The 20,726-nt window shown below is 63.4% G+C and carries 21 protein-coding genes, 1 tRNA gene and 2 pseudogenes; 15 read left to right on the top strand and 9 right to left on the bottom strand.

Going from position 1 to position 20,726, the window contains the following annotated elements:
- The 9 genes and pseudogenes from A2J03_RS03390 to A2J03_RS31455 form a co-directional block, all read left to right on the top strand.
- Positions 1–689, top strand: a 689-nt coding sequence (locus tag A2J03_RS03390) for a site-specific tyrosine recombinase XerD (RefSeq protein WP_068369687.1), incomplete at its 5' end; no start/stop codon positions are given.
- A 235-nt stretch (positions 690–924) separates the two neighbouring features.
- Positions 925–1,947 carry a ParA family protein gene (locus A2J03_RS03395; protein ID WP_231912344.1) on the top strand — a complete coding sequence of 341 codons (1,023 nt, stop codon included), beginning with the start codon at positions 925–927 and terminating at the stop codon, positions 1,945–1,947.
- Positions 1,948–1,950: 3 nt separating this feature from the next.
- Positions 1,951–2,790 carry a segregation and condensation protein A gene (locus A2J03_RS03400; RefSeq protein WP_068369690.1) on the top strand — a complete coding sequence of 280 codons (840 nt, stop codon included), beginning with the start codon at positions 1,951–1,953 and terminating at the stop codon, positions 2,788–2,790.
- Positions 2,791–2,803: 13 nt separating this feature from the next.
- Positions 2,804–3,481, top strand: coding sequence for an SMC-Scp complex subunit ScpB (gene scpB / locus A2J03_RS03405; protein WP_068369737.1), 678 nt, complete (start codon positions 2,804–2,806; stop codon positions 3,479–3,481).
- Between the two features lie 11 nt (positions 3,482–3,492).
- Positions 3,493–4,665, top strand: a complete 1,173-nt coding sequence (locus A2J03_RS29680; RefSeq protein WP_082897562.1) for a pseudouridine synthase — start codon at positions 3,493–3,495, stop codon at positions 4,663–4,665.
- Positions 4,665–5,348, top strand: coding sequence for a (d)CMP kinase (gene cmk / locus A2J03_RS03415; RefSeq protein WP_068369693.1), 684 nt, complete (start codon positions 4,665–4,667; stop codon positions 5,346–5,348). The genes A2J03_RS29680 and cmk overlap by 1 nt, the downstream gene beginning before the upstream one ends.
- The gene (gene der / locus A2J03_RS03420) at positions 5,345–6,790 is read left to right on the top strand and encodes a ribosome biogenesis GTPase Der (protein ID WP_068369695.1); all 1,446 of its coding nucleotides are present in this window, start codon (positions 5,345–5,347) and stop codon (positions 6,788–6,790) included. Before cmk ends, der begins: the two co-directional genes overlap by 4 nt.
- A gap of 85 nt (positions 6,791–6,875) precedes the next feature.
- Positions 6,876–6,949: transfer RNA gene (locus A2J03_RS03425), tRNA-Pro, on the top strand.
- Positions 6,950–7,589: 640 nt separating this feature from the next.
- Positions 7,590–7,877, top strand: a pseudogene (locus A2J03_RS31455) (ATP-binding cassette domain-containing protein); the annotation flags it as partial.
- A 177-nt stretch (positions 7,878–8,054) separates the two neighbouring features.
- On the opposite strand, the pseudogene A2J03_RS03430 reads toward A2J03_RS31455, so the two are convergent.
- A pseudogene (locus tag A2J03_RS03430) lies at positions 8,055–8,466 on the bottom strand (Rid family hydrolase).
- Positions 8,467–8,545: 79 nt separating this feature from the next.
- Between A2J03_RS03430 and A2J03_RS03435 the strand changes: the two are divergent.
- Positions 8,546–8,914: a winged helix-turn-helix transcriptional regulator gene (locus A2J03_RS03435; RefSeq protein ID WP_068369699.1), complete on the top strand. Its 369-nt coding sequence runs from the start codon at positions 8,546–8,548 to the stop codon at positions 8,912–8,914.
- A 198-nt stretch (positions 8,915–9,112) separates the two neighbouring features.
- Entirely contained in the window at positions 9,113–9,745 is a 633-nt protein-coding gene (locus A2J03_RS03440) for a luciferase domain-containing protein (RefSeq protein WP_156520177.1), read from the top strand.
- A 64-nt stretch (positions 9,746–9,809) separates the two neighbouring features.
- On the opposite strand, the gene A2J03_RS03445 is transcribed toward A2J03_RS03440, so the two are convergent.
- The 8 genes from A2J03_RS03445 to A2J03_RS03480 all read right to left on the bottom strand — a co-directional run bounded on the left by A2J03_RS03445 (position 9,810) and on the right by A2J03_RS03480 (position 16,925).
- Positions 9,810–10,580: an ABC transporter permease gene (locus A2J03_RS03445; RefSeq protein ID WP_156520178.1), complete on the bottom strand. Its 771-nt coding sequence runs from the start codon at positions 10,578–10,580 to the stop codon at positions 9,810–9,812.
- A complete protein-coding gene (locus A2J03_RS03450; protein ID WP_068369708.1) occupies positions 10,577–11,503 on the bottom strand; it encodes an ABC transporter ATP-binding protein in 927 nt (308 codons plus the stop codon). Before A2J03_RS03450 ends, A2J03_RS03445 begins: the two co-directional genes overlap by 4 nt.
- Positions 11,500–11,805: a PLD nuclease N-terminal domain-containing protein gene (locus A2J03_RS03455; RefSeq protein ID WP_068369711.1), complete on the bottom strand. Its 306-nt coding sequence runs from the start codon at positions 11,803–11,805 to the stop codon at positions 11,500–11,502. The genes A2J03_RS03450 and A2J03_RS03455 overlap by 4 nt, the downstream gene beginning before the upstream one ends.
- Entirely contained in the window at positions 11,802–12,683 is an 882-nt protein-coding gene (locus A2J03_RS03460; protein WP_068369714.1) for a DUF5808 domain-containing protein, read from the bottom strand. The genes A2J03_RS03455 and A2J03_RS03460 overlap by 4 nt, the downstream gene beginning before the upstream one ends.
- Positions 12,680–13,021, bottom strand: a complete 342-nt coding sequence (locus A2J03_RS03465) for a PadR family transcriptional regulator (RefSeq protein ID WP_068369716.1) — start codon at positions 13,019–13,021, stop codon at positions 12,680–12,682. The genes A2J03_RS03460 and A2J03_RS03465 overlap by 4 nt, the downstream gene beginning before the upstream one ends.
- A gap of 115 nt (positions 13,022–13,136) precedes the next feature.
- Positions 13,137–15,008 carry a pyruvate kinase gene (locus A2J03_RS03470; protein WP_068369719.1) on the bottom strand — a complete coding sequence of 624 codons (1,872 nt, stop codon included), beginning with the start codon at positions 15,006–15,008 and terminating at the stop codon, positions 13,137–13,139.
- Between the two features lie 337 nt (positions 15,009–15,345).
- A complete protein-coding gene (locus A2J03_RS03475) occupies positions 15,346–15,579 on the bottom strand; it encodes a hypothetical protein (RefSeq protein ID WP_068369722.1) in 234 nt (77 codons plus the stop codon).
- A 161-nt stretch (positions 15,580–15,740) separates the two neighbouring features.
- Positions 15,741–16,925 carry an MFS transporter gene (locus A2J03_RS03480; RefSeq protein WP_068369725.1) on the bottom strand — a complete coding sequence of 395 codons (1,185 nt, stop codon included), beginning with the start codon at positions 16,923–16,925 and terminating at the stop codon, positions 15,741–15,743.
- Between the two features lie 237 nt (positions 16,926–17,162).
- Between A2J03_RS03480 and A2J03_RS03485 the strand changes: the two genes are divergently transcribed.
- From A2J03_RS03485 to A2J03_RS03500, 4 genes are all read left to right on the top strand, one after another.
- Positions 17,163–18,149, top strand: a complete 987-nt coding sequence (locus A2J03_RS03485) for a fumarylacetoacetate hydrolase family protein (protein WP_068369728.1) — start codon at positions 17,163–17,165, stop codon at positions 18,147–18,149.
- A complete protein-coding gene (locus A2J03_RS03490; RefSeq protein WP_068369731.1) occupies positions 18,146–19,270 on the top strand; it encodes an FAD-dependent monooxygenase in 1,125 nt (374 codons plus the stop codon). Before A2J03_RS03485 ends, A2J03_RS03490 begins: the two co-directional genes overlap by 4 nt.
- Complete coding sequence (locus tag A2J03_RS03495; protein WP_068369734.1) at positions 19,267–20,286, top strand: amidohydrolase family protein; 1,020 nt, start codon at positions 19,267–19,269, stop codon at positions 20,284–20,286. The genes A2J03_RS03490 and A2J03_RS03495 overlap by 4 nt, the downstream gene beginning before the upstream one ends.
- Positions 20,283–20,726: VOC family protein (locus tag A2J03_RS03500; protein WP_197480606.1), on the top strand; the 444-nt coding region annotated here is incomplete at its 3' end. The genes A2J03_RS03495 and A2J03_RS03500, both read left to right, overlap by 4 nt.

The raw sequence follows: 20,726 nt of genomic DNA on the forward strand, positions 1-20,726 counted from the left end.
CTGCCCGGACCCTCATCGCGGTGCGCGGACTCCACAAGTTCGCTGCGCTGGAAGGAATGGCACAGGTCGACGTCGCGAGTGCTGTCAAACCTCCGACTCCGGGTCGCCGGCTCCCGAAGTCTCTGCCGCTCGATCAGGTCATCGCGATACTCGACTCGGCAACCACCGAGGGAGACGACGCGCCCCGAGGTCTGCGGGACAAAGCTCTACTCGAACTGCTCTATTCGACCGGCGCCCGGATCTCCGAGGCCGTCGGACTCGACGTGGACGACATCGACACCGAATCGCGATCGGTGCTCCTGCGCGGCAAGGGCGACAAGCAGCGGCTCGTGCCCGTCGGTCGACCCGCAATCGAGGCTGTCGATGCCTATCTGATTCGGGGCCGGCCTGCTTTGGCGACGAAGGCGACCCCCGCCCTGTTCCTCAACGCACGTAGCGGCCGACTCTCCAGGCAGACCGCATGGCAAGTGCTTCGAACGGCGGCGGAACGGGCGGGCGTCGCGACCGCGGTGTCACCGCACACCCTCCGGCACTCTTTCGCCACGCACCTGCTCGACGGAGGCGCGGACGTTCGCGTCGTACAGGAGTTGCTCGGGCATGCGTCGGTGACGACGACGCAGATCTATACCCTCGTCACCGTCAATACGCTGCGCGAAGTGTGGGCGGAGGCGCATCCGCGCGCACGGTGACCGCTCGGCTGTGGTTTTGCGCGTGTCCGGCGAAGCTGCCGTCACGGCACGCGGTAGCGTTGATCAACGGTCGTCGGCAGCTGTCGCAGCCTTCGATTCGAACGGGTCGAGAACGAACGGGCCGAGAACGAACGGGCCGAGAACGAACGGACAGGGGAGCGTAGGAGAAGTGTCGACACCGCAGCCGCCAGCGGCGGAGTCAGGCCCCGGGCAGACCTGGGGTGAACCGTCTCCGATGACCTCTACTCCAGTGCCCGCTACTCCAGTGTCCTCGGCTCCGAAGCACGACGCGTCGTATCGGACCTACGAGGCCACGCCCGACGGTCTGTCGCCGCAGCATCCGCACAGCGAAGGCGCGTTGTTCCACACCCGCCAACCCGAGAGCAGCCGTGAAACGAAAGACGTCATTCCTCCAGCCGATCAGCTAGGTCCAACCGGTCGCAAGACCAGGGAAGTGCCCGAGCCGAAGCCTCTTCCGAGCCACGGCCCGGCCAAGATCATCGCGATGTGCAACCAGAAGGGTGGCGTCGGCAAGACGACGTCGACCATCAACCTGGGTGCCTCGTTGGCTGCGTACGGACGTCGTGTGCTGTTGGTCGACCTGGATCCTCAGGGCGCACTGTCCGCGGGACTGGGCGTCGCGCATCACGAGCTGGACTTGACGGTCTACAACCTTCTCGTAGAGTCCAAGGTCTCCGCCGACGACGTCTTGATGCGCACACGCGTCGAGAATCTCGATCTGCTTCCGAGCAACATCGACCTGTCGGCCGCAGAGATTCAGTTGGTCACCGAGGTCGGCCGTGAACAGACACTCGGGCGCGTACTGCATCCGGTGCTCGACCGGTACGACTACGTGTTGATCGACTGCCAGCCCTCTCTCGGGTTGTTGACCGTCAATGCACTCACCTGTGCCGACGAAGTCCTCATCCCGATGGAGTGTGAGTACTTCAGCCTGCGTGGTCTGGCGTTGCTCAACGACACCGTCGAAAAGGTGCGCGACCGACTCAACCCTCGGCTCAAGTTGGCAGGCATCGTCGTGACGATGTTCGACGCAAGAACGCTGCATTCGCGTGAGGTCATGACTCGCGTCGTCGAGGTGTTCGGCGACGTCGTCTACGACACCGTGATCACGAGGACGGTCCGGTTCCCCGAGACATCCGTCGCGGGGGAGCCGATCACCACCTGGGCTCCCAAATCCTCCGGTGCACAGGCCTATCGGGCTTTGGCCCGAGAGGTGATCTACCGGTCCGGCCCGTAAACCATGACGGAGACCGGTACCGATTCGGCCACCATCGAAGTTCCCGAAGATGTCGATCCGTCACGGTTTCGGGTGCGATTGCTCAACTTCGAGGGCCCGTTCGACTTGCTGTTGACGCTGATCAGTCAGCATCGCCTCGACGTCACCGAAGTGGCGCTGCACACCGTCACCGACGACTTCATCTCGTTCACCAAGACCCTCGGCAAAGAGATGGGTCTGGATCAGACGACCGAGTTCCTCGTCGTCGCAGCGACATTGCTCGATCTCAAGGCTGCGCGGTTGCTCCCGTCCGGTGATGTCGAGGATGCCGAGGATCTGGCGTTGCTGGAAGTGCGCGACCTACTGTTCGCGCGATTGCTGCAGTATCGCGCGTACAAGCAGGTCGCCCAGTTGTTCGGCGAGCTGGAAGCTGCTGCGCTGCGGCGTTATCCGCGGTCGGTGTCGGTCGAGGACCGGTACGCCGATCTGATACCCGAGGTGCTGCTCGGCGTCGATCCGGCGCGGTTCGCCGATATCGCTGCGGCAGCGTTTGCACCCAAACCCATCCCCAAAGTCGGCCTCGATCACATCCATCAGCATTCGGTGTCGATTCCCGAGCAGGCAAAATGGGTCATGGACCGCCTCGAGAGCAAGGGCGAGGGTGCGTGGACTCCGTTCTCCGAGCTGACCGAGGGGTGCGAACACACAGTCGAGATCATCGCCAGATTCCTCGCGTTGCTCGAACTGTTCCGTGAGCAGATGCTTGCGTTCGACCAGCCTGAGGCGCTGGGGGAGCTGCTGGTGAGTTGGACGGGCAAGGCCAAGGCAGACGAGATCATCGTCGCGGCGGTGGACTATGGATGATCAGGGACAACAGATGACGGATTCACCCGAACTCGACGAAGTCGCCGAGGAGTCGGAGCTCGACGACGCCACCCTCGAATCCGCTCTGGAAGCGGTGTTGCTCGTCGTCGACTCGCCGGCATCGGACGAGCAGTTGGCGTCGGCTGTCGGTTGCGATGCCGCGCGGGTGAAGCCGATGCTGGCTCGGATGTCCGCTGCGTTCACCGAACGCGGTAGCGGAATCGACCTTCGATACGCGGGTGACGGGTGGCGTTTTTACACACGCACGGCCTTCGCGCCCTACGTCGAAAGGCTGCTTCTCGACGGGGCTCGGTCGAAACTCACACGCGCGGCATTGGAGACTCTGGCCGTTATCGCATATCGTCAACCGTTGACCCGCGCGCGAGTCAGCGCCGTGCGAGGAGTCAACGTAGACGGAGTGATGCGCACCTTGCTCGCTCGCGGTCTGATTTCGGAAGCTGGAGTCGACCCGGAATCGAACGGCACCATGTACTCCACGACTGAGTTGTTCCTCGAACGGCTCGGCCTGGCTTCACTGACGGACTTGCCTGCGTTGGCGCCGTTGTTGCCCGGTGTGGACCTGATCGACGAGATCAGTGACAGCATGGATACCGACCCGAGAGTTACCCGCTCCACCAAGAACCGCGGATCGAAACCCGATCCGGTAGCCGAGCTCGACTCGGACGACTGATAGGTAAAGAAGTGAACAAGCCCGCTCGCCGTGATGGCACACCGGACAGGAACAAACGACAGGCTCCGCACAGGAAGCCGACCACAGCTAGGTCGGAGGATCCGCGCGACGGTCGCCGCAGTGGCGACGCGCCTCGGACAGGCGGACGACCCGCCGCACCTCGATCGGGAGCACCACGATCGGGAGCATCCCGATCAGCTGCGCCGCGATCAGGAGCGCCACGCTCGGCCCCTCGTAAGGGCGCCGACCAGCAGAAATCGTTCGAAGAAAAGCCGGTGGACACCGGCATCAACGATCGCAGCAACGATGCCGTGCCGCGCAAGAAGCCGTCACGGCCCAAGCCGCCGAAGCCGCAGAAGAAGCAGACTCCGACGACCACGATCAGCAACGCCAAGCCGGCGAAGCATCAGTACATCGAGCCCGACACCAAGCGTCGCCATGTGCCGCGCGGTGAAGGTGTTCGGTTGCAGAAAGTGCTCGCGCAGGCCGGCGTCGCATCGCGTCGTGCAGCCGAGGAACTGATCGCCGACGGCCGTGTCGAGGTCGACGGACGCATCGTCACCGAGCAAGGAATCCGGATCGATCCGGACGTCGCCGTCGTGCGCGTCGACGGCACCCGCGTGGTCGTCAAGGAAGAACTCGTCCACCTCGCGATGAACAAGCCGCGCGGATGGCAGTGCACGATGTCCGACGATCTGGGCCGCCCGTGCGTCGGCGACATCGTCTCCGAGCGCGTGCAGTCCGGGCAGCGTCTGTTCCACGTCGGACGTCTCGATGCCGACACCGAAGGGCTGTTGCTCTTCACCAACGACGGTGATCTTGCTCACCGCCTGATGCACCCGTCGTACGAGGTGTCGAAGACGTACCTTGCCACTTTGTTCGGTGCGATTCCGCGCGATCTCGGCAAGAAGCTCAAGAGCGGCGTCACCCTCGACGACGGTCCGGTCAAGGTCGACGGCTTCGCGCTGCTCGACATCAGCAACGGGCTCTCGTTGGTCAAGGTCACTTTGCACGAAGGTCGCAAGCACATCGTGCGACGGTTGTTCGAGCAGGTCGGTTACCCGGTCGGTCGCCTCGTGCGCACCGATGTGGGCAACGTGGCGCTCGGTGATCAGCGTCCCGGAACGCTCCGCGTTCTCGGACGCGGCGAGATCGGCAAGCTGTACGAGTCGGTCGGTCTGTGATGAGTGGCCTCGTTATCGCCATGGATGGGCCGTCGGGAACCGGGAAGTCGACGGTCTCTCGCAAGCTGGCAACCGCACTCGACGCCTCGTACCTCGATACCGGTGCGATGTATCGGGTGGCGACGGTGTGGGTGCTTCGTGCGGGGATCGACCCGAACGATGCGGACAAGGTCGCCGACGTCGTCGCGACGCTTCCGCTCGACATCGGCACCGATCCACAGGCCGAAGCGGTCACCATGGGCGGTGAGGACGTCTCCGCGGAGATCCGCGGCGACGCCGTCACAAAAGCCGTCTCGGCGGTGTCCGCTGTGCCACGCGTGCGTGAGTTGCTCGTGCAGATGCAGCGTGACCTCGTGGCTCTGTCCCCGCGAATCGTGGTGGAGGGCCGTGACATCGGCACGGTCGTACTGACCGACGCTGACGTCAAGATCTTCCTGACCGCCTCGCCGGAGGCCCGTGCCGGGCGACGAAACAAGCAGAACATCGACGAAGGACGCGGCGACGATTACGACGCAGTTCTCGCCGACGTCCAACGCCGCGATCACGCGGACTCCACTCGCGCCGTGTCTCCACTGCGGCCTGCCGAGGATTCCGTGATCGTGGACACGAGCGATCTGGGCATGGACGGCGTCATCGCCGCGTTGCTCCAGGTTGTTCACGATAGAACTGGAGTGAAGCAGTGACCGAGGAATTTTACAGCGGCGTATCCGAAACCGCAGGTGACGGCACATGGAGCGAAGAGGGGGAGTGGGACCTTCTCGACTATGTCGACGGTGAAGACGCCGAGGCTGCCGTTGCCGTCCCGACGCTCGCTGTCGTCGGTCGTCCGAACGTGGGCAAGTCGACTCTCGTGAACCGCATCATCGGCCGTCGTGAAGCGGTGGTCGAGGATGTGCCCGGCGTTACCCGTGACCGTGTCTCGTACGAGGCGAACTGGGCCGGACGCCGATTCCTGGTGCAGGACACCGGTGGTTGGGAGCCCGACGCGAAGGGCCTGCAGCAATCCGTTGCACGTCAGGCAGAGCTGGCGATGAATACCGCCGACGCGATTCTTCTCGTCGTCGACGCACGAGTCGGGTCCACCACCACCGATGAGGCTGTGGCCCGGGTGCTTCGGCGATCCAAGACTCCGGTCTTGTTGGTGGCCAACAAAGTAGACGACGGCCGTACCGAGTCCGAGGTTGCGACGCTGTGGTCGCTGGGTCTCGGTGAGCCGCATGCGGTGTCCGCGACACACGGTCGTGGCACCGGCGATCTGCTCGACCGTGTTCTCGAAGCTCTGCCGGAAACGCCCCGCGAAGGCATCCCTGGCGGTGGACCACGACGAGTTGCGTTGGTGGGCAAGCCGAATGTCGGTAAGTCTTCGCTGCTCAACAAACTGTCCGGTGACGAGCGCTCCGTTGTGCACGACGTCGCGGGAACCACCGTCGACCCGGTCGACTCGCTCGTCGAATTGGGCGGCAAGACATGGCGATTCGTCGACACGGCTGGTTTGCGCAAGCGCGTCAGTCATGCCAGTGGCGCCGAGTTCTACGCGTCGCTGCGCACCAAGTCGGCGATCGAGGCAGCTGAGGTCGCTATTCTGCTGCTCGACTCGTCCGAGGTCATCTCGGAGCAGGACCTGCGTGTGCTCAGCATGGTCGCCGACGCAGGTCGCGCACTCGTGCTGGCGTTCAACAAGTGGGACCTGGTCGACGAGGACCGTCGTCTGCAGCTCGAGAAGGAGATCGACCGCGATCTGGCTCGGGTTCCGTGGGCGCAGCGTGTCAACATCTCGGCGCACACCGGTAGGGCTGTTCAGAGGCTCGTTCCGGCGCTCGAGACTGCGCTGGAGTCCTGGGACAAGCGCGTCCCGACGGGCAGGCTGAACACCTGGCTGAAGGAGGTCGTCGCTGCGACGCCACCTCCGATGCGTGGTGGCCGGTTGCCGCGGATCATGTTCGCGACTCAGGCGTCGACGCGTCCGCCGACGTTCGTTCTCTTCACCACGGGCTTCCTCGAGGCCGGCTACCGCCGCTTCATCGAGCGGCGTCTGCGTGAGGAGTTCAACTTCGACGGCAGCCCGATCCGCGTGTCCGTCCGCATCCGCGAGAAGCGGGAACGGGCAGGCAAGGGTCACCGCTGACGGTTGCTCGCCCTGCCCCTGACCAGGCGATTTCTCCCCAGGGGTAGGGCTGGGGTAATCTCATCGAGCGCCTTCAGGGGCGCGGCGGGCTGTGGCGCAGCTTGGTAGCGCACTTGACTGGGGGTCAAGTGGTCGCAGGTTCAAATCCTGTCAGCCCGACACATATAGCAGCTCAGAGGCGGTTCCGGAGGAGTCCGGAGCCGCTTTTGTCGTCGGCATGCCGTGAGAGTGTCACGACACATCTCGTACCGGGTCGAATCGGCGTTCAATCGGTGTCCAGATGGATCCACTATTGTCCGAAAATCTGCGTGTTGAGCGAATGGACGTCAAGGTTCCGAGGGTAACGAGGGAGCGCAGAAACGCATCAAGGTGTTCGAACGTGAGAATCCTTGATGTCGGTGCTTCGTGCGAATCTGCACGGCATGGCGATTTGCATGGCGTGCGAGTTGGAAATGCTCGATTCGGTGGGTTGCTCATGGCGGCCCTCTCGAATACCGAATGGGAGGAACAAGTGTCACGACTGCGCTACCCCGCCGGGAGCACTTCACCACCCGGGCTGTGACGGCGAGCGGTGCCGATGTGGCCAGATGCTCTCGTGCAGCAGCGGATGCGCAGTGGACGAGTGCGAGCGTGAAGACGGCCACCATTACGTAGATGGGAGCTGTAGGTGGTGTGGGCAACCATTCGGACGGCTCCGCGTTGTAAGCGGCCGATGACCCTAAGGCCGAGCGCTTTGTGGCTTCGCCGGTCGCGGACTGGACTATGGGCTCGGTCTGCGATCTCTCCGGGTGACGCGTTGCAACTGTTCGGTGGACAGCAGCAACGCGTGACGATCGCCCGCGCGCTGGCAATGAATCCCGAAGTGATGCTGTTCGATGAACCGACTCGGCATTGGATCCCGAGATGGTCAACGAGGGTATTGGACGTGATGCTGCGGTTGCGCGACGAGTGAATGACAATGGTGGTGGTGGTCAGTCACGAGGTGGGCTTCGCGACAGCGGCCGCAGACCGAGGCGTCGTAATCAGTGACGGAAAGATCGTGGCGGACCCACCTCCCCGTGAGCTCTTCCGGAGACGGAATCGTTGACAGCAGGCCGGATCAGCGAGTTGCAGTACTTCACGCTGACGTCACCGCCCAAAAATGGACAGCAAGCGCTCGGGATCGGGGGCCAGCGTCTGCCGCCGGCAATAGAGACTATTGATCGACCAGATGCGTGAGTAGTGCCGAAATCTCGATGAGTCCGGCCTGACGGCGCAGCGAAAGTCAGTCGAGGATTGCAGTTGCTTCGACTTCTACAAGGACGTCTGGTTCGAAGAGATAGTCGACCCCTATGAGCGAGGCGGGCGGCATGGGAACCGGCAGCCCGATCTCGACGGCGACCTGTTCGACACCTGCCATGAACTCGGTTATCTTCTCGGGTGCCCACTGGGTGACGTAGAACGTCAACCTCAATACGTCGCCGAATGTCGCGCCCGCACCTGTCAATCCGATCGCGGTGTTACGCAGTGCTTGTGCAACCTGACCCCGCAAGGTCGCCCGGGGCCACGGGGGTTCCGTCGGCCCGGCGTGCGATCTGGCCGCTGACGTGTACGTGGCGCGTTCCGGTACCTACAGCGACGTGGTTGTACGGCACGTGCAGGGTCATGCCTTCTGGGCTGGAATAGATGACGGACATGGAGTTCCCTTCGGTTGGTGCGGCTAGGTATAACATTGATACCTGGTACACGAAAGGCACTTCAAGGAGACGTGGTTTCATGACGGATACCTCGGCCGCGCGGGACGAACTCATTGTCAGCACACCTCACCGCGAGCTGCTCGATCAGATTCTCGACAAATGGTCGCTCGCGGTCCTCAATGAACTCTGCGAACAACCCTGCCGTTTCAACGAACTGCGTCGCGCGATCCCGACCGTGACACAGAAGTCGCTCACCGCGACACTGCGCAAACTCGAACGAAACGGGATTATCGAAAGGGTTCTACTCAGTTCGCGCCCCGTCGCCGTCGAGTACCGAATCACGCCTCTGGGTAAGACACTCCGGCCGCCGATCGATGTCATCCTGCAATGGGCAACCGACCATATGCCGGAGATCGAACGAGCTCGCGAGGGCTTCGACCTTGCATGACCATGGACTGCTCAGCGAGTCGGCCCCAGACCGATTTCGCGGTATCGGGCAAAGGATCGCCCCGCCCGACTGATACATGTCGCCCTCGTTTGTTGGGCGAACAAGAGCGCGTGGGGCTCAGAATTCCGGCATTGGCACAGGTGCCAATTCGGCTACCATTGCGCCGCACGCAGGCTTATCGACCGAAGCGGGGGCGCAGTGAGGGCTATTCGGGAGAATTACTCGGGGTGGAAGGAGCTCGGTCCTGGTGGCCTGCCGTTCAATCCGCTGGGATGGCTGATTGCGACGGCGTTGCGCCCGCTGGGGAGGAATCCCATGACGGTTGCGGGCGTGTCGGTACGAGTCCCCAGCTGGGAGCTTCCACATAGAGGCGGTCCTCGTCCGCCTGTGGCGCCCTACCCGATTCCGCACCGGCAGACCGGTGACACAGCGGGTCCCGAGGGCGTCGCGGCGCTATCCGGTCTTCTGGAGTCGTATGCGTCGGCCTCCGAAGGCCGTATGTACATGGCGCGCAGTCGTTTCGAACGCCGCGGTGAGGCGCTCTTCGTGGCCGACGATTTCCGGACGACTCCGGTGTTGAGGAAGTCAGGAGGTGAGCTCGTTCATGTTCATTCAGGGGATGGGTCGCTTCACGTAGTCACGGACCTGTCTGATGCACAAGCGATTATCGACGCCGGCTGGGGAGAGCTGCATCCACTCGCCGGGCGGCCGTTGGTCGGCCTTCCCGAGCCGTATGTGCTGTTGTACTCGCCGCGGGACAAGGGGGACCTCCGTCAGATCTCGCTGATTGTCGACCGAGTCGTTCGGTCGGCCCTCCAGCGTCCGTCGTAAGAACGTCGACGTTGCAGGCAGGGGGTGGACCAGTGGTTGCGGACCATGCCTGAGGCGTCTGTCATCAGATCTCTGCCCTTCGGAAAGCAAGCACTGTCGCTGTGAGGAGCAATCCAGTGAGGAGCAAGCTGGTGCCGAGCGGCCACCACAAGGTGTGATCGGATGATTGTGTTCCGACGGCTAGCGCGTTGACGACCTGCATGAGACCGACAGGTGTGTATTCGGCGAGCTGAGGGATGACACCCAGGATCGCCAGCGCGAAAAACAGCCCGATCCCGATCCCGGCTGCCCCTGCTGCGGCATCGATCGTTGCTGATGCGAGGAGCGACGCCGAAATCAACACGGTCGCGAGGACGACCCACACTGCCGTCGCCCCGAGCACCGGTCCGATGGGTGAGGGGCCGAAGAACGCTTGAGTTGCCAGCCAGGAGACGCATCCGCCAGCAAGCGCCGACCCTGCGACCAATGTCACCAGGGCCAATGCGTGTGTCAGCACGTAGGCCGTACGGCTTGCTGGTTTGACCAGGATGGTGGCCGCGACCCCGGAGCGGACTTCACTATTGATTGCGCCGGCCGCCATGACGATGACCACCAGCACGATGATCTGGGTGAGGGTCTTCGTCCATTGCGCGTACGAGTCCGCCGCAGTGGGGTCAGGCAGCGAGATCGCTCCGGCCTCGCCTGCGAGCGCAGAGGCAAGGATCTCGTTGGTGAATCGTGCTAGGGCGGCGCTGGATGCAGCGAGCAGCACCATGACCGCGGGGAGCACCCAGATACGCCATGTCCGGTAAATCTCCTGGGCGCGCAAGCGAAGGAGCGGGAGAGTGCCATTCAAGATCTTGCGCCCACCATGCCGACGAACACGTCCTCGAGGCTGGCCTCTTGCGGCTCCAGCCTGCGTAACCGCAGGCCCAGATCAGCGATCTGAGCGGGGAGGCGCGCAGCGGCTTCATCGAAATCGGTCACCGCGACGACGAGCGCTCCGGGTGCTTCGGCCTTGGTCACGCTCGACACCCAGGGTTGCTCGGCGAGTGCGTCCTGAAGCTTCACCGGGGAATCCACCTCGACAAGAAGTCGGGATCGCGTGGCGCTGTTCTTCGCTCGTATCTGTTCGAGAGGTCCAGATGTGACGATGCGACCGGCATCGATGATCGCGGCGCTGTCACATACTCGCTCGACATCCGGCAGAAGGTGGGTGGAGAAGAACACGGTGGTCTTGCCTCGCAGCTCCGAAATCAGTTCGAGCACCACACGTCTACCCATTGGATCGAGGGCGGAGGTCGGCTCGTCGAGCAGGAGTAGCCGTGGACTGTTGATAAGCGCCTGTGCGAGCCCGAGCCGTTGTCGCATCCCGCGGGAGTATCCGCCGACGTGGGCTCTCGTGTCCGCCAGCCCGGTCAGATCGAGAAGATCGCCCACTCGCTGACGGGCGAGTGGCTCGGGTAGACGGAAGAGAATGGCACTGCTTTCGAGCACGTCCCGTGCGGTCATCCAGGGTAGAAATCCTGGCACGTCGGGGCAGTAGCCGATCAGCGGTCGCACACCGGCGCTGCCAGGTTCATGACCGAGAATGCGCACGCTCCCCGCGGTCTGACGCGCCAAAGCTAGAATGATGCGCAGTGCAGTCGTCTTGCCCGAACCGTTGGCTCCAAGAAACCCGAAGACCGAACCTTGCTCGACTCGAAGGTCGAGGCCGTCGAGCGCTCGATGGCGACCGTAGGTCTTGACCAGGCCGTTGATCTCGATCGCTGCGGTCACGGTCGATCATCCCCGTACAGGCGCTGCACGGTCTGGGACACACCATCGGCGGTCGGCGCCCCGATATGTGTGTCGGCGACGCTTGCGGGGCGCCGACCGATCGCAAAGAACAAGATCGCTCCGATGAAGTTGACCAGCACAATGATCAGCACCCACGGCCACTTCTTCCCAAAGACCAGGCGTTCGCGCGGAGTGCGTGCAAGAACGACGAGACTGATTACTGCGAGCGTGATCTGCAGCAGGAGGGCAATGCCGAGTGCTGCAAGTGCTGGCGTCGGCATCGCGGACAGGTCGGGGATCATGGTTGTTCCTTTGCGTGGACACGTGCAGTTTCGGTAGCTGCGGTTCGCCACGCTGCCCGCATCCCCGACCGCAGCGGTGCAACTATCACGGCAAGTGAAGCGGCGGCTGCAAGCGGCAAAGCTGCGGGGATGAGGAGTCCCCAACGTCCCCGAGCGTGTCGAGCCTGGATGACCGTCGCCGCGACGGTGCTTGCAGAGATCACCGCGAGGGACGCTGCGCTTGCTGCTCGTACGAGCCGATCCTCGACTGTTGCACTCTTCCCTGCAGCCCACAACGCGGGAACAACGCCGAGGGCGACCGCGCCGATCAGTGTCCAACGAGGAGCTTTTCCCCGCGGGCGTCCCGCTGCATCGAACCCGGACGCGACAGACAGTGGAACACCGCGCCAGCTGGCCGCGAGCATCGCTGCTGTTGCACCTGCAAGAACGAGAGGAGCCAGTTGGGCGCGTCGGAGGTTGCGCGCCGGAATTCGATTCAGCACATCGTCACTCACGTCGTCGGGTCGAATGAGCCCGAGTTTCACGGCGAGCGCGCCGAGGTTGAGGGTCCACCCGATACCGAAGAGTCGAGGCACGATGAGTCGTGGGTCCGTGGGATCCCACGTGCGCGATCGAACCTCTGCGCTCACCGGCCCCCGAGTCTCGACGGGGAGGCCTAGTACTCGCCACTGTGTCTGCCCGTCAGGTGTTCCGTCGATGAGTGCGTCGCGCAGGTGTTCGGCGTACCTCACGGGGTCGCCGAGGGCAGTGACGGGATCAATGCCGGCATCGGCAAGCTCGTCGAGTTGTGCCGCAAGTGCTTCGAGTGCGTGCTTGCGGTCCGACGCGGAGAGGTCGCTGAGGTACTGGCCAACGGTGCGGAGGTACTGCTTCGTCATGCGTCGTGCTCCTTCCTGAGAACCTCGGTCATTGCGTTGCTCAATGCCGTCCAGGCCTTGGCGCCGTCGTCGAGTGAGGCGCGGCCTTCATTCGTGAGCCGGTAGTACTTTCGGGGAGGGCCTCCCGCAGCCTCTGCCCATCGGGTGGTGACCTTGCCGGCTTTGTCCAAACGGGCCAGAAGTGGATAGACCGTGCCGGGCGTTGCGGTCAGCGCGGGGTACGCATCGAGTCGGGCGATGATCTCGATCGCATAGCACTCCTCGCGTGCCAAGACCGCGAGGATCGCGAGCTCGAGCACGCCTTTGCGGAGTTGCACCGCTCGATCGCTAGTTGGCATAACAAGCATCTTGGCGGTGCAAAGTACTCACGTCAAATCTACGTGTTACGCATCGCGTCGGCCGCGATACTCGCAGTGCTGACATCTCCGTGTCCGCACTCGGCCAGCACCTCGTTCACGACGCGCGGTCCTCGGCGGATTCGGATCCGACGTCGTGGGGGTCACCCCATGAATGCAGCTGCCGCAGTATCGGATTCTTCTTTCGTTGGTGCTCTGCCATCCGACCGAGGATGTCGTCGAGAAAGACGACGGCGTGATCGACGAATGGGCCCTTGTTGAGCATCACGCACTCCGCTCGACCGGCCATCGCCGCATCGGTGACCTCGGCGCGCGATGGGCGACCGGTGCGGGCCAACGTGTCGAGGACCTGCGTCGCCCAGATGACCGGCACATGTGCCGCCTCACAGATCCAGAGGATCTCTTCCTGTAGCTCTGCCAGTCGCCCATAACCCGCCTCCACTGCCAGATCGCCGCGGGCGATCATCACCCCGACCTGCGGCCATCGCATCGCCGTCAGCAAGATCTCCGGCAGGTTTTCGAATCCGGCGACGGTCTCTACTTTCAGTATCACGCCGAGATGGGTGCCGCCGAGATCTGCGAGCCGGCGCTGCAGGAGGGCGACGTCGTCGGCGCTTCTGACGAACGAGAGACTCACGGCGTCGGCGTGCTCGACCACGAACGGCAAGTGTGCTGTGTCGTGGTCAGTCAGCGCCGACAGTCGCAACTGGCTGTCGGGCAGGTTGATGCCCTTGCCTTCGCCGAGCCAGGCGCCTTGCGGTGCCGCGTCCGTGATCTTCACCGTCAATCCACCCGGACCGGTAGCTTCGATGACGCCGCCGATCTTTCCGTCGTCGAAGAACACGCGCTGCCCTACTCGGGCGTCCTCGAACACCTGAGGCAAGGTGCATCCGATCCGAACCGGGGTGGCATGTGGGTCGACGGGATCGAGATCTGGCACCATCAGCAGGTCGTCGCCGACATGGAGCCGGAGCTTCTGTGCGCGCGACGCCAACGCGCCTACCTGCGCGACATCGTCACCGTGATGATGGTGGTGTTCGTGGTCATGGTGGTGGAAGTGGTGCATGGTGGTGCCCGGCACTACGTACGCGGTATCCGCCAAGTCCGCCACACATCCCTCGGATGTAACCGAGGTGATCAGGAGACTGCGCTCGGATCCCCGGGCGTCGCGGAACGTTATCCGCTCGCCCTTCCTGCGTCGGGCGAGCCACTTCTCGTCCGTCACCGGAAGGCGTGCCGTGTCAGGGCAGTCGGGCCCGTTCGGCAGTGTCAGCCATACCCGGGCTGGAACCACACATCGGCCCAGATCGTCGCGCGTGGGTTTGATGTGCACCACTGCGGCTCCGGGGAGGATCGGCCCGGTCCGTAGTTTCGGGCCGGCGATATCCATGGTCACCTTCACGTGGCGGCCGTGCGCCCGGGCCGCGGTGCGCACGTGGGCGATCATCGCGGCCCACTGCGCCGGACCGTCATGCGCGCAGTTCACCCTTACAACTTCGGTTCCTGCTGCGACGAGCCGGTCGACGAGGGATGCGTCGGTGGCCGCTTCGCTGGGCAAAGTCACCATGATGCGCGTCAGTCGGCCGTTGCGACCGGCACCGAGCAGCGTGGTCGCGTTGCGTTCGAGTAGCCGTGCACCAGTAGCGAAGTCCACCATGCCCTTGTCATCCTCGGGGGGCTCCAACCCGGCCAGGCTGGCCACTGCCGCCCGCACCGCATCGACGGATGCGAGGACGTGCGCCTCCGACCGTCCCAGTGATGACAACCCCAATGCCGCGAGATCTGTCTGCAGGACGCGTACGTCATGTCTGCGCAATGCCATGTAGTGCGTGAGGTTTTCGGCGCTGGCCCGATTGCGTGGGTGCACCGCAGCTAGCCGATCGTCGGTATCCGCGGTATCGATGAGCTCTTTGCGGAGGCCGTCGAGCTTCGAGGCGAGCTTCACGAGTGCTTCTTGCTGGGAGCTCATCGGCTGCCCAGCGTCCGGTCGCCCAGCGTTCCGGAGCAGACCCGCGCGACGACACCTCGCACGAACGTGTCGTCGATTCCAATATCCGCGCGTCCTCGATGGGCGTACCGTTCGATTCTCTGGTTTGTCGCCATAGTCCCGAGTGTGTCCACGCCGCAGTGTCAGCCCTAGGGTCTTTGGTCGTCTGATCGGGCGAGTGTGCTGAATTTCTCGCAGGTCACCCAGGCGGACAGGCGATTTCGGACTGCATGGGCGAGTAGCTAGCACTATCGAATGAAGGGAGGATGAATTCTCGTGGGAGTGGTTCTGAACAAGACACGACTGTTTTCTGACGTGACTATCCGCCGAAGGGGCCCGGCGTCGGGACGACGCCGGTGCACACCTGGCCGGACAGGATCACTGGTGTGCACCCGGCAATCAATGCGTTGATGGTTGTGATCAGGCTGAGTGCATTCATCTGGATCGATTCTGCGCTTCCGGAGGCGCTGCTTCCAGTATCTGCTGCAGCGACGGACGGCGTACCGAGAGCGATGACTGTGGCACCGAGGACTATTGCGGCTGTTCGTTTCATGGACAATTCCTGCTCACGTAGATCGAAGGTTCGCAGGACCGTAGCCCGTGTGCCCCGATTGTCGCAATCATTCGCTCGACTGGGACGGCTCTGCCTAAGTTGCGGGACCGGGAATGCTGGCAGGACACCCCTGCGGTGCTAGACGGACCGATCTATGCCGACTACCCGGACGCAGGCTGAGCGGCGAAGTCGCCGAGTCGTGGAAGTGCAATCGCGAGAACCACCGACGCCGCTCCTATCGCGACAAGCGCGCCCGGCAAACCTCCGAGTGCGAGGACTAACAGTGGACTGAGGAATTGACCGGAGAACGTCGCTGCGGTCCACGCCCCGGTTCCGCGGGCGCGTTGGGCGAATTCGAGGTCGCTGACAACCCATAGGAGCAGGGTGGGGAGCAGTAGTCCGCATCCGGCAGACGCGATTACTCCACCCACCGCAACCGTCAGCGGACTCGAGGCCAAACCGATGAATGCCAGTCCGAGGCCGGCCACGCCGAATGAGATGGGCAGCAGTCGCTTCGGACCGGACTCCGATACCCGGCCGAACATCAGCGCGGCAATTGCGGTGGCTATGGCGACGATTGCGCTGACTGCGCCGATTGCGCCTGGATTGTCCACTCCGGCGGCGTCCAGCTTGATCGGGATCTGGACGATCGGCGCGTAGAAGACAGCTCCGCCGAACGAGGTGACTGCCAACGGAAGCAAGAGTGGCCGCCAGCTGATCGACTCAACGCGGTCTTTGATCTTGGCCACCGAATGTGGCTGCCACAGCATGATCGGCGCGATGACCGCGAACACGATGCCGACGGTGTAGAGCCAGAACGGCGTTCGCCAATTGTCCTGCGCCAAAGCGCCGCCGAGGCCGATGAAGACGACCGCCGACACGCTGGTGAACACCACTTGAAGACCGAAGTACTGTGCGCGTTGTCGGCCGGAGTAGTAGTCGGCGATCAAGGTCGTGCAGCTCGTCATGATGGCGGCCTCGGCAATGCCTACGCCGAGGCGGGAGGCAACGATGAGGGGGAGCGAGTCCAGAAAGAACGGCGCGACTCCAAACAGCGAGTACACGACCAGTGCGATGGTCAGCAGTCGAATGCGGCCCACCGCGTCGATTACGCGTCCCGCCCCGAGCGCGAGGAGCCCGATCATCAAGGCTGGCGCGGTGATGGTGAGTGGGACCAGTGCGTCCACGCCTGGAGTGTCGGCGAAGGCGTCGAGCATCTGGGGTTGAATCGGGGCGAGAAGTACGGCACCGAGAACCGGTAGACAGCTCATCGACACCAGCAGAATGCCGTGTCTGCGACGTGGGGTCTTCTCGTGTACGCCAGGTACGGAACCGAGTTGGGTCATGCGGAGCCTCCGGAGAATCAGGAATGCGAGTGAGGTGGATCACGTCTTGGCGATCAGTGTGTGCTGATGGAGGCTGATCACGGAAATCGCAATTGCTGACATCCATCATCAATCTGATTTATGGACAAGGCATCAATGTCGTTGATAGTGACTATCAAATTTGTTTCTTTGACTGATGTGCGCCGCCACGGAACAGTGGTTGCCATCACACCCACGTCGAACGAAAGTCAGCCTCCTGTGGATACCAACACTCGGCCCCTACCGGCCTTCGCGCTCGGCACGGCCACACTGGCGGATGGACCGCATGCGGTTGTTCTGGCCGCCGGTGCCCTACTCAATCTCGATTCCGTCGCCGATCGGCTGGATATGACTTCTCCCGTCAGTACGCGGGCGATTCTCGATGACTGGGATCGACTTCTGCCGGTCCTGCGATCTCTGGCCGCGTCCACCGATGGCGAGTGGAGCGCGGTCGCCGACGCCAGGATGTCGGCGCCGATCGAGCCGCGTCAGATTTTGCAAGCGGGTGCCAACTACCGCACACACGTCATCGATCTTGCGGTCAAACACGCAGACATCTCGAATGGAAGAACCGAAGAACAGGTTCGCGCAGATGCTGCCGACATGATGGACAAACGTGCGGCAGAGGGTGATCCGTACTTCTTCGTCGGCCTGCCCTCTGCAGTCACCGGACCGTACGACACCGTGACCCTCCCGGCCGGCACGCACAACAACGACTGGGAACTCGAGTTGGTCGCAGTTGTCGGACGACGCGCGTACCAGTTGTCCGAGGAAGAGGCGCTCGACGCGATTGCCGGCTACACCATCGCAAACGACCTCACCACGCGCGAACTGGTGTTCCGACGAGATATGCCCGAAATCGGCACCGACTGGCTGCGAGCAAAGAACGCGCCCGGCTTTCTGCCTCTCGGGCCGTGGATCGTGCCGAAGGAAGACGCAGGGGACGTGTCCGAGATGCGTTTGACACTCGAACTCGACGGCAAGGCAATGCAGGACGAGTCGACCAAGGACATGTTGTTCGGTGTTGCATCGTTGGTCGCCGCTGTGTCTCAGACGGTGCAGTTGTTGCCGGGCGACCTCATTCTGACGGGCAGCCCTGCAGGCAACGGAATGCACTGGGGAAGGCTTCTGCGCGGGGGCGACGTGATGACCTCGACCATCACCGGCCTGGGATACCAGCAGACTCCTGTGGTGGACGCGTCATGACATCGGTGCTCGTCATCGGGGCAGGGATCGCGGGATCAGCAGCGGCGATCGCGCTGGCGAAGGGCGGCGCGTCGGTCGACGTCGTCGAAATCACGCCGGGCGGAAACGCCGCTGGATCAGGAATTACGCTGCAAGGCAACGCACTACGCGTTCTGAGAGACCTGGGAGTGTGGGACGAGGTGTCTGCGCACGGGTACGGGTTCGATACCATCGGAATACGGGCGCCCGACGCTGGCGGAACCTTGCTCGTCGAGATGGACGACGCTCGTACCGGCGGACCCGACCTTCCTTCGGGAATGGGAATGGAGCGACCCGTTCTGGCGTCGATACTGCACGAGGCAGCCGAAAACGCCGGTGCCAAGCTGAGATTCGGTGTCACGGCGAGCTCCTTGATTCAGGACGAGTCCAGTGTCGCGGTGACGTTCTCGGACGAGACGATCGGACGGTACGACCTGGTGATCGGTGCCGACGGTGTGAGGTCGTGGGTTCGGGCTGCGATCGGTATCGATCTGACCCCGCGTCCGACCGGAATGGGGATCTGGCGACTCGTCGGCCCGCGTCCGGACAGTGTCACCCGCACCGACCTCTACTACGGCGGAGCCGGCTACATCGCGGGGTATTGCCCCACCGGCGTGAACTCGCTCTATGCCTACATCGTCGAAGAAGCACAGGACCGCACCTGCTTGACGCCAGAGCAGCGTCTCGGCGTCATGCAGGGCCTGGCCGAGAGCTATCACGGTCCCTGGGACGACATCAAACAGCATCTCGACGATCCGAAGGCCATCAATTACACGTGGTTCGAAACCCATGTGCTGGAAGGTCCGTGGCACCGCGGACGGGTCGTCCTCATCGGCGACGCCGCACATTGCTGCCCTCCCACCGTGGCCCAAGGCGGAGCGCAAGGGCTCGAGGACGCCATTGTGCTGGCGGACATGGTGCTGGGTGCGAACACGATCGACGACGCCCTACTCGACGACTTCACCGGCCGTCGCCTCCCTCGGGCGCGAGCAGTCGTGGAGGCGTCGGTGCAGATCGGAACGTGGATGCTCGAACACGCCACCGATGCCGATGTTCCTGGTGTGATGGGCCGCGTCGCCGCTCTCGTCAGCGAGGCACCATGAGCGCCCCGGTCGTGGACGTCCACGCGCACGCCATCGTCCCCGAGATCGAAGCAGCAGTGGCAGGCCGAGCCGGACTCGACGCACATCGCGCGCTCGATGCCCGACGAAACGGCGCCGAGTCGCTGGAGGTGTCGGGAAAGATGGTCGCAGCCCGCATTCCTCAGCTTGTCGGTGTGGACCGACGCCTTGCCGACATGGACGCGGCGGGGATCGACGTTCAGGTCGTCTCACCGTCCCCGTCGCACTACCACTACTGGGCCGATCGTGAACTCGCGCAGGCGGTCACGTCGAGCGCCAACCGCGGCATCGCTGCATTGGTCGCCGAGGAGCCGTTACGGCTCGTCGGACTGGGTCTGATTGCCCTGCAGCATCCCGGGGACGCAGTTGCGGCCCTGGACGACGCGGTGATCACCTGCGGATTGGCAGGCGTCGAGATTTCCTCGTTCGCGCCGGGCGTCGAGCTGTCCGACGCGCGTCTCGAACCGTTCTGGGCGCGAGCTGCCGAGCTGAATGCTGTGGTGTTTCTGCATCCATTCGGGTGCTCGCTCGACGAACGCCTCGATCGGTTTTACTTGTCGAACACGGTCGGGCAGCCGGTGGAGAACGCTGTCGCGCTGTCGCACATCATCTTCGCAGGTGTACTCGATCGTCACCCCACTCTGACGGTGCTCGCGGCGCACGGAGGCGGCTATCTGCCCACCTACATCGGCCGGTCCGACCACGCGTGGGAGGTGCGCCCCGAGGCTCGTCGGTGCGCCGACCTGCCCAGTAGCTACCTGCCGCGGATCACGTTCGATTCTCTCGTGCACGGGGCGGGTGCGCTTCGAGCACTCGTCGACGCGGTGGGTGCGGAGTCCGTCGTTCTGGGGTCGGACTATCCATTCGACATGGGCATTACCGATCCCGTATCCCAGGTTCGCGCCGCCGGCCTGACCGAAGCTGTCACTCGTTCCATACTCGGCGACAACGCCTTCCGGCTTGGTCTGTCGACCGCCTCATCAGGAGTCCAATCATGAGCAACTACGCATTCACCCATCTTCGCCATGTCGATCTCGCGGTACCCGACTACCAACAGCAACTCGACTTCTACACCCGTCAATGGGGTTTGACCAACGTCGGAACCGACGGTGACGTGACCTATCTCGCGGCCGAGGGCTCGCCCGAGCAGTACGTCGTACGCATTCGCAAGGACTCCGACAAGCGGCTCGACCTGGTGTCCTATGGAATGGCCGATATTGCAAGTGTCGACAGCCTGGCCGAGCGTCTCGCTGTAGGCGGTGTGCAATTGGTGGGGGAGCCGGGCACCCTGCAGACGATGGGCGGAGGCTACGGATTCCGGTTCTTCGATGTCGACGGGCGTACCATCGAGGTGTCCGCGGATGTGGCTGTGCGGCAACATCGCAAGGTCGAAGAGGGTGAGTCGATTCCGGTCAAGCTCTCGCACGTGGTTCTGAAC

The organism is Rhodococcus sp. EPR-157, assembly GCF_001647195.1.
Taxonomy (GTDB): Bacteria; Actinomycetota; Actinomycetes; order Mycobacteriales; family Mycobacteriaceae; genus Rhodococcoides.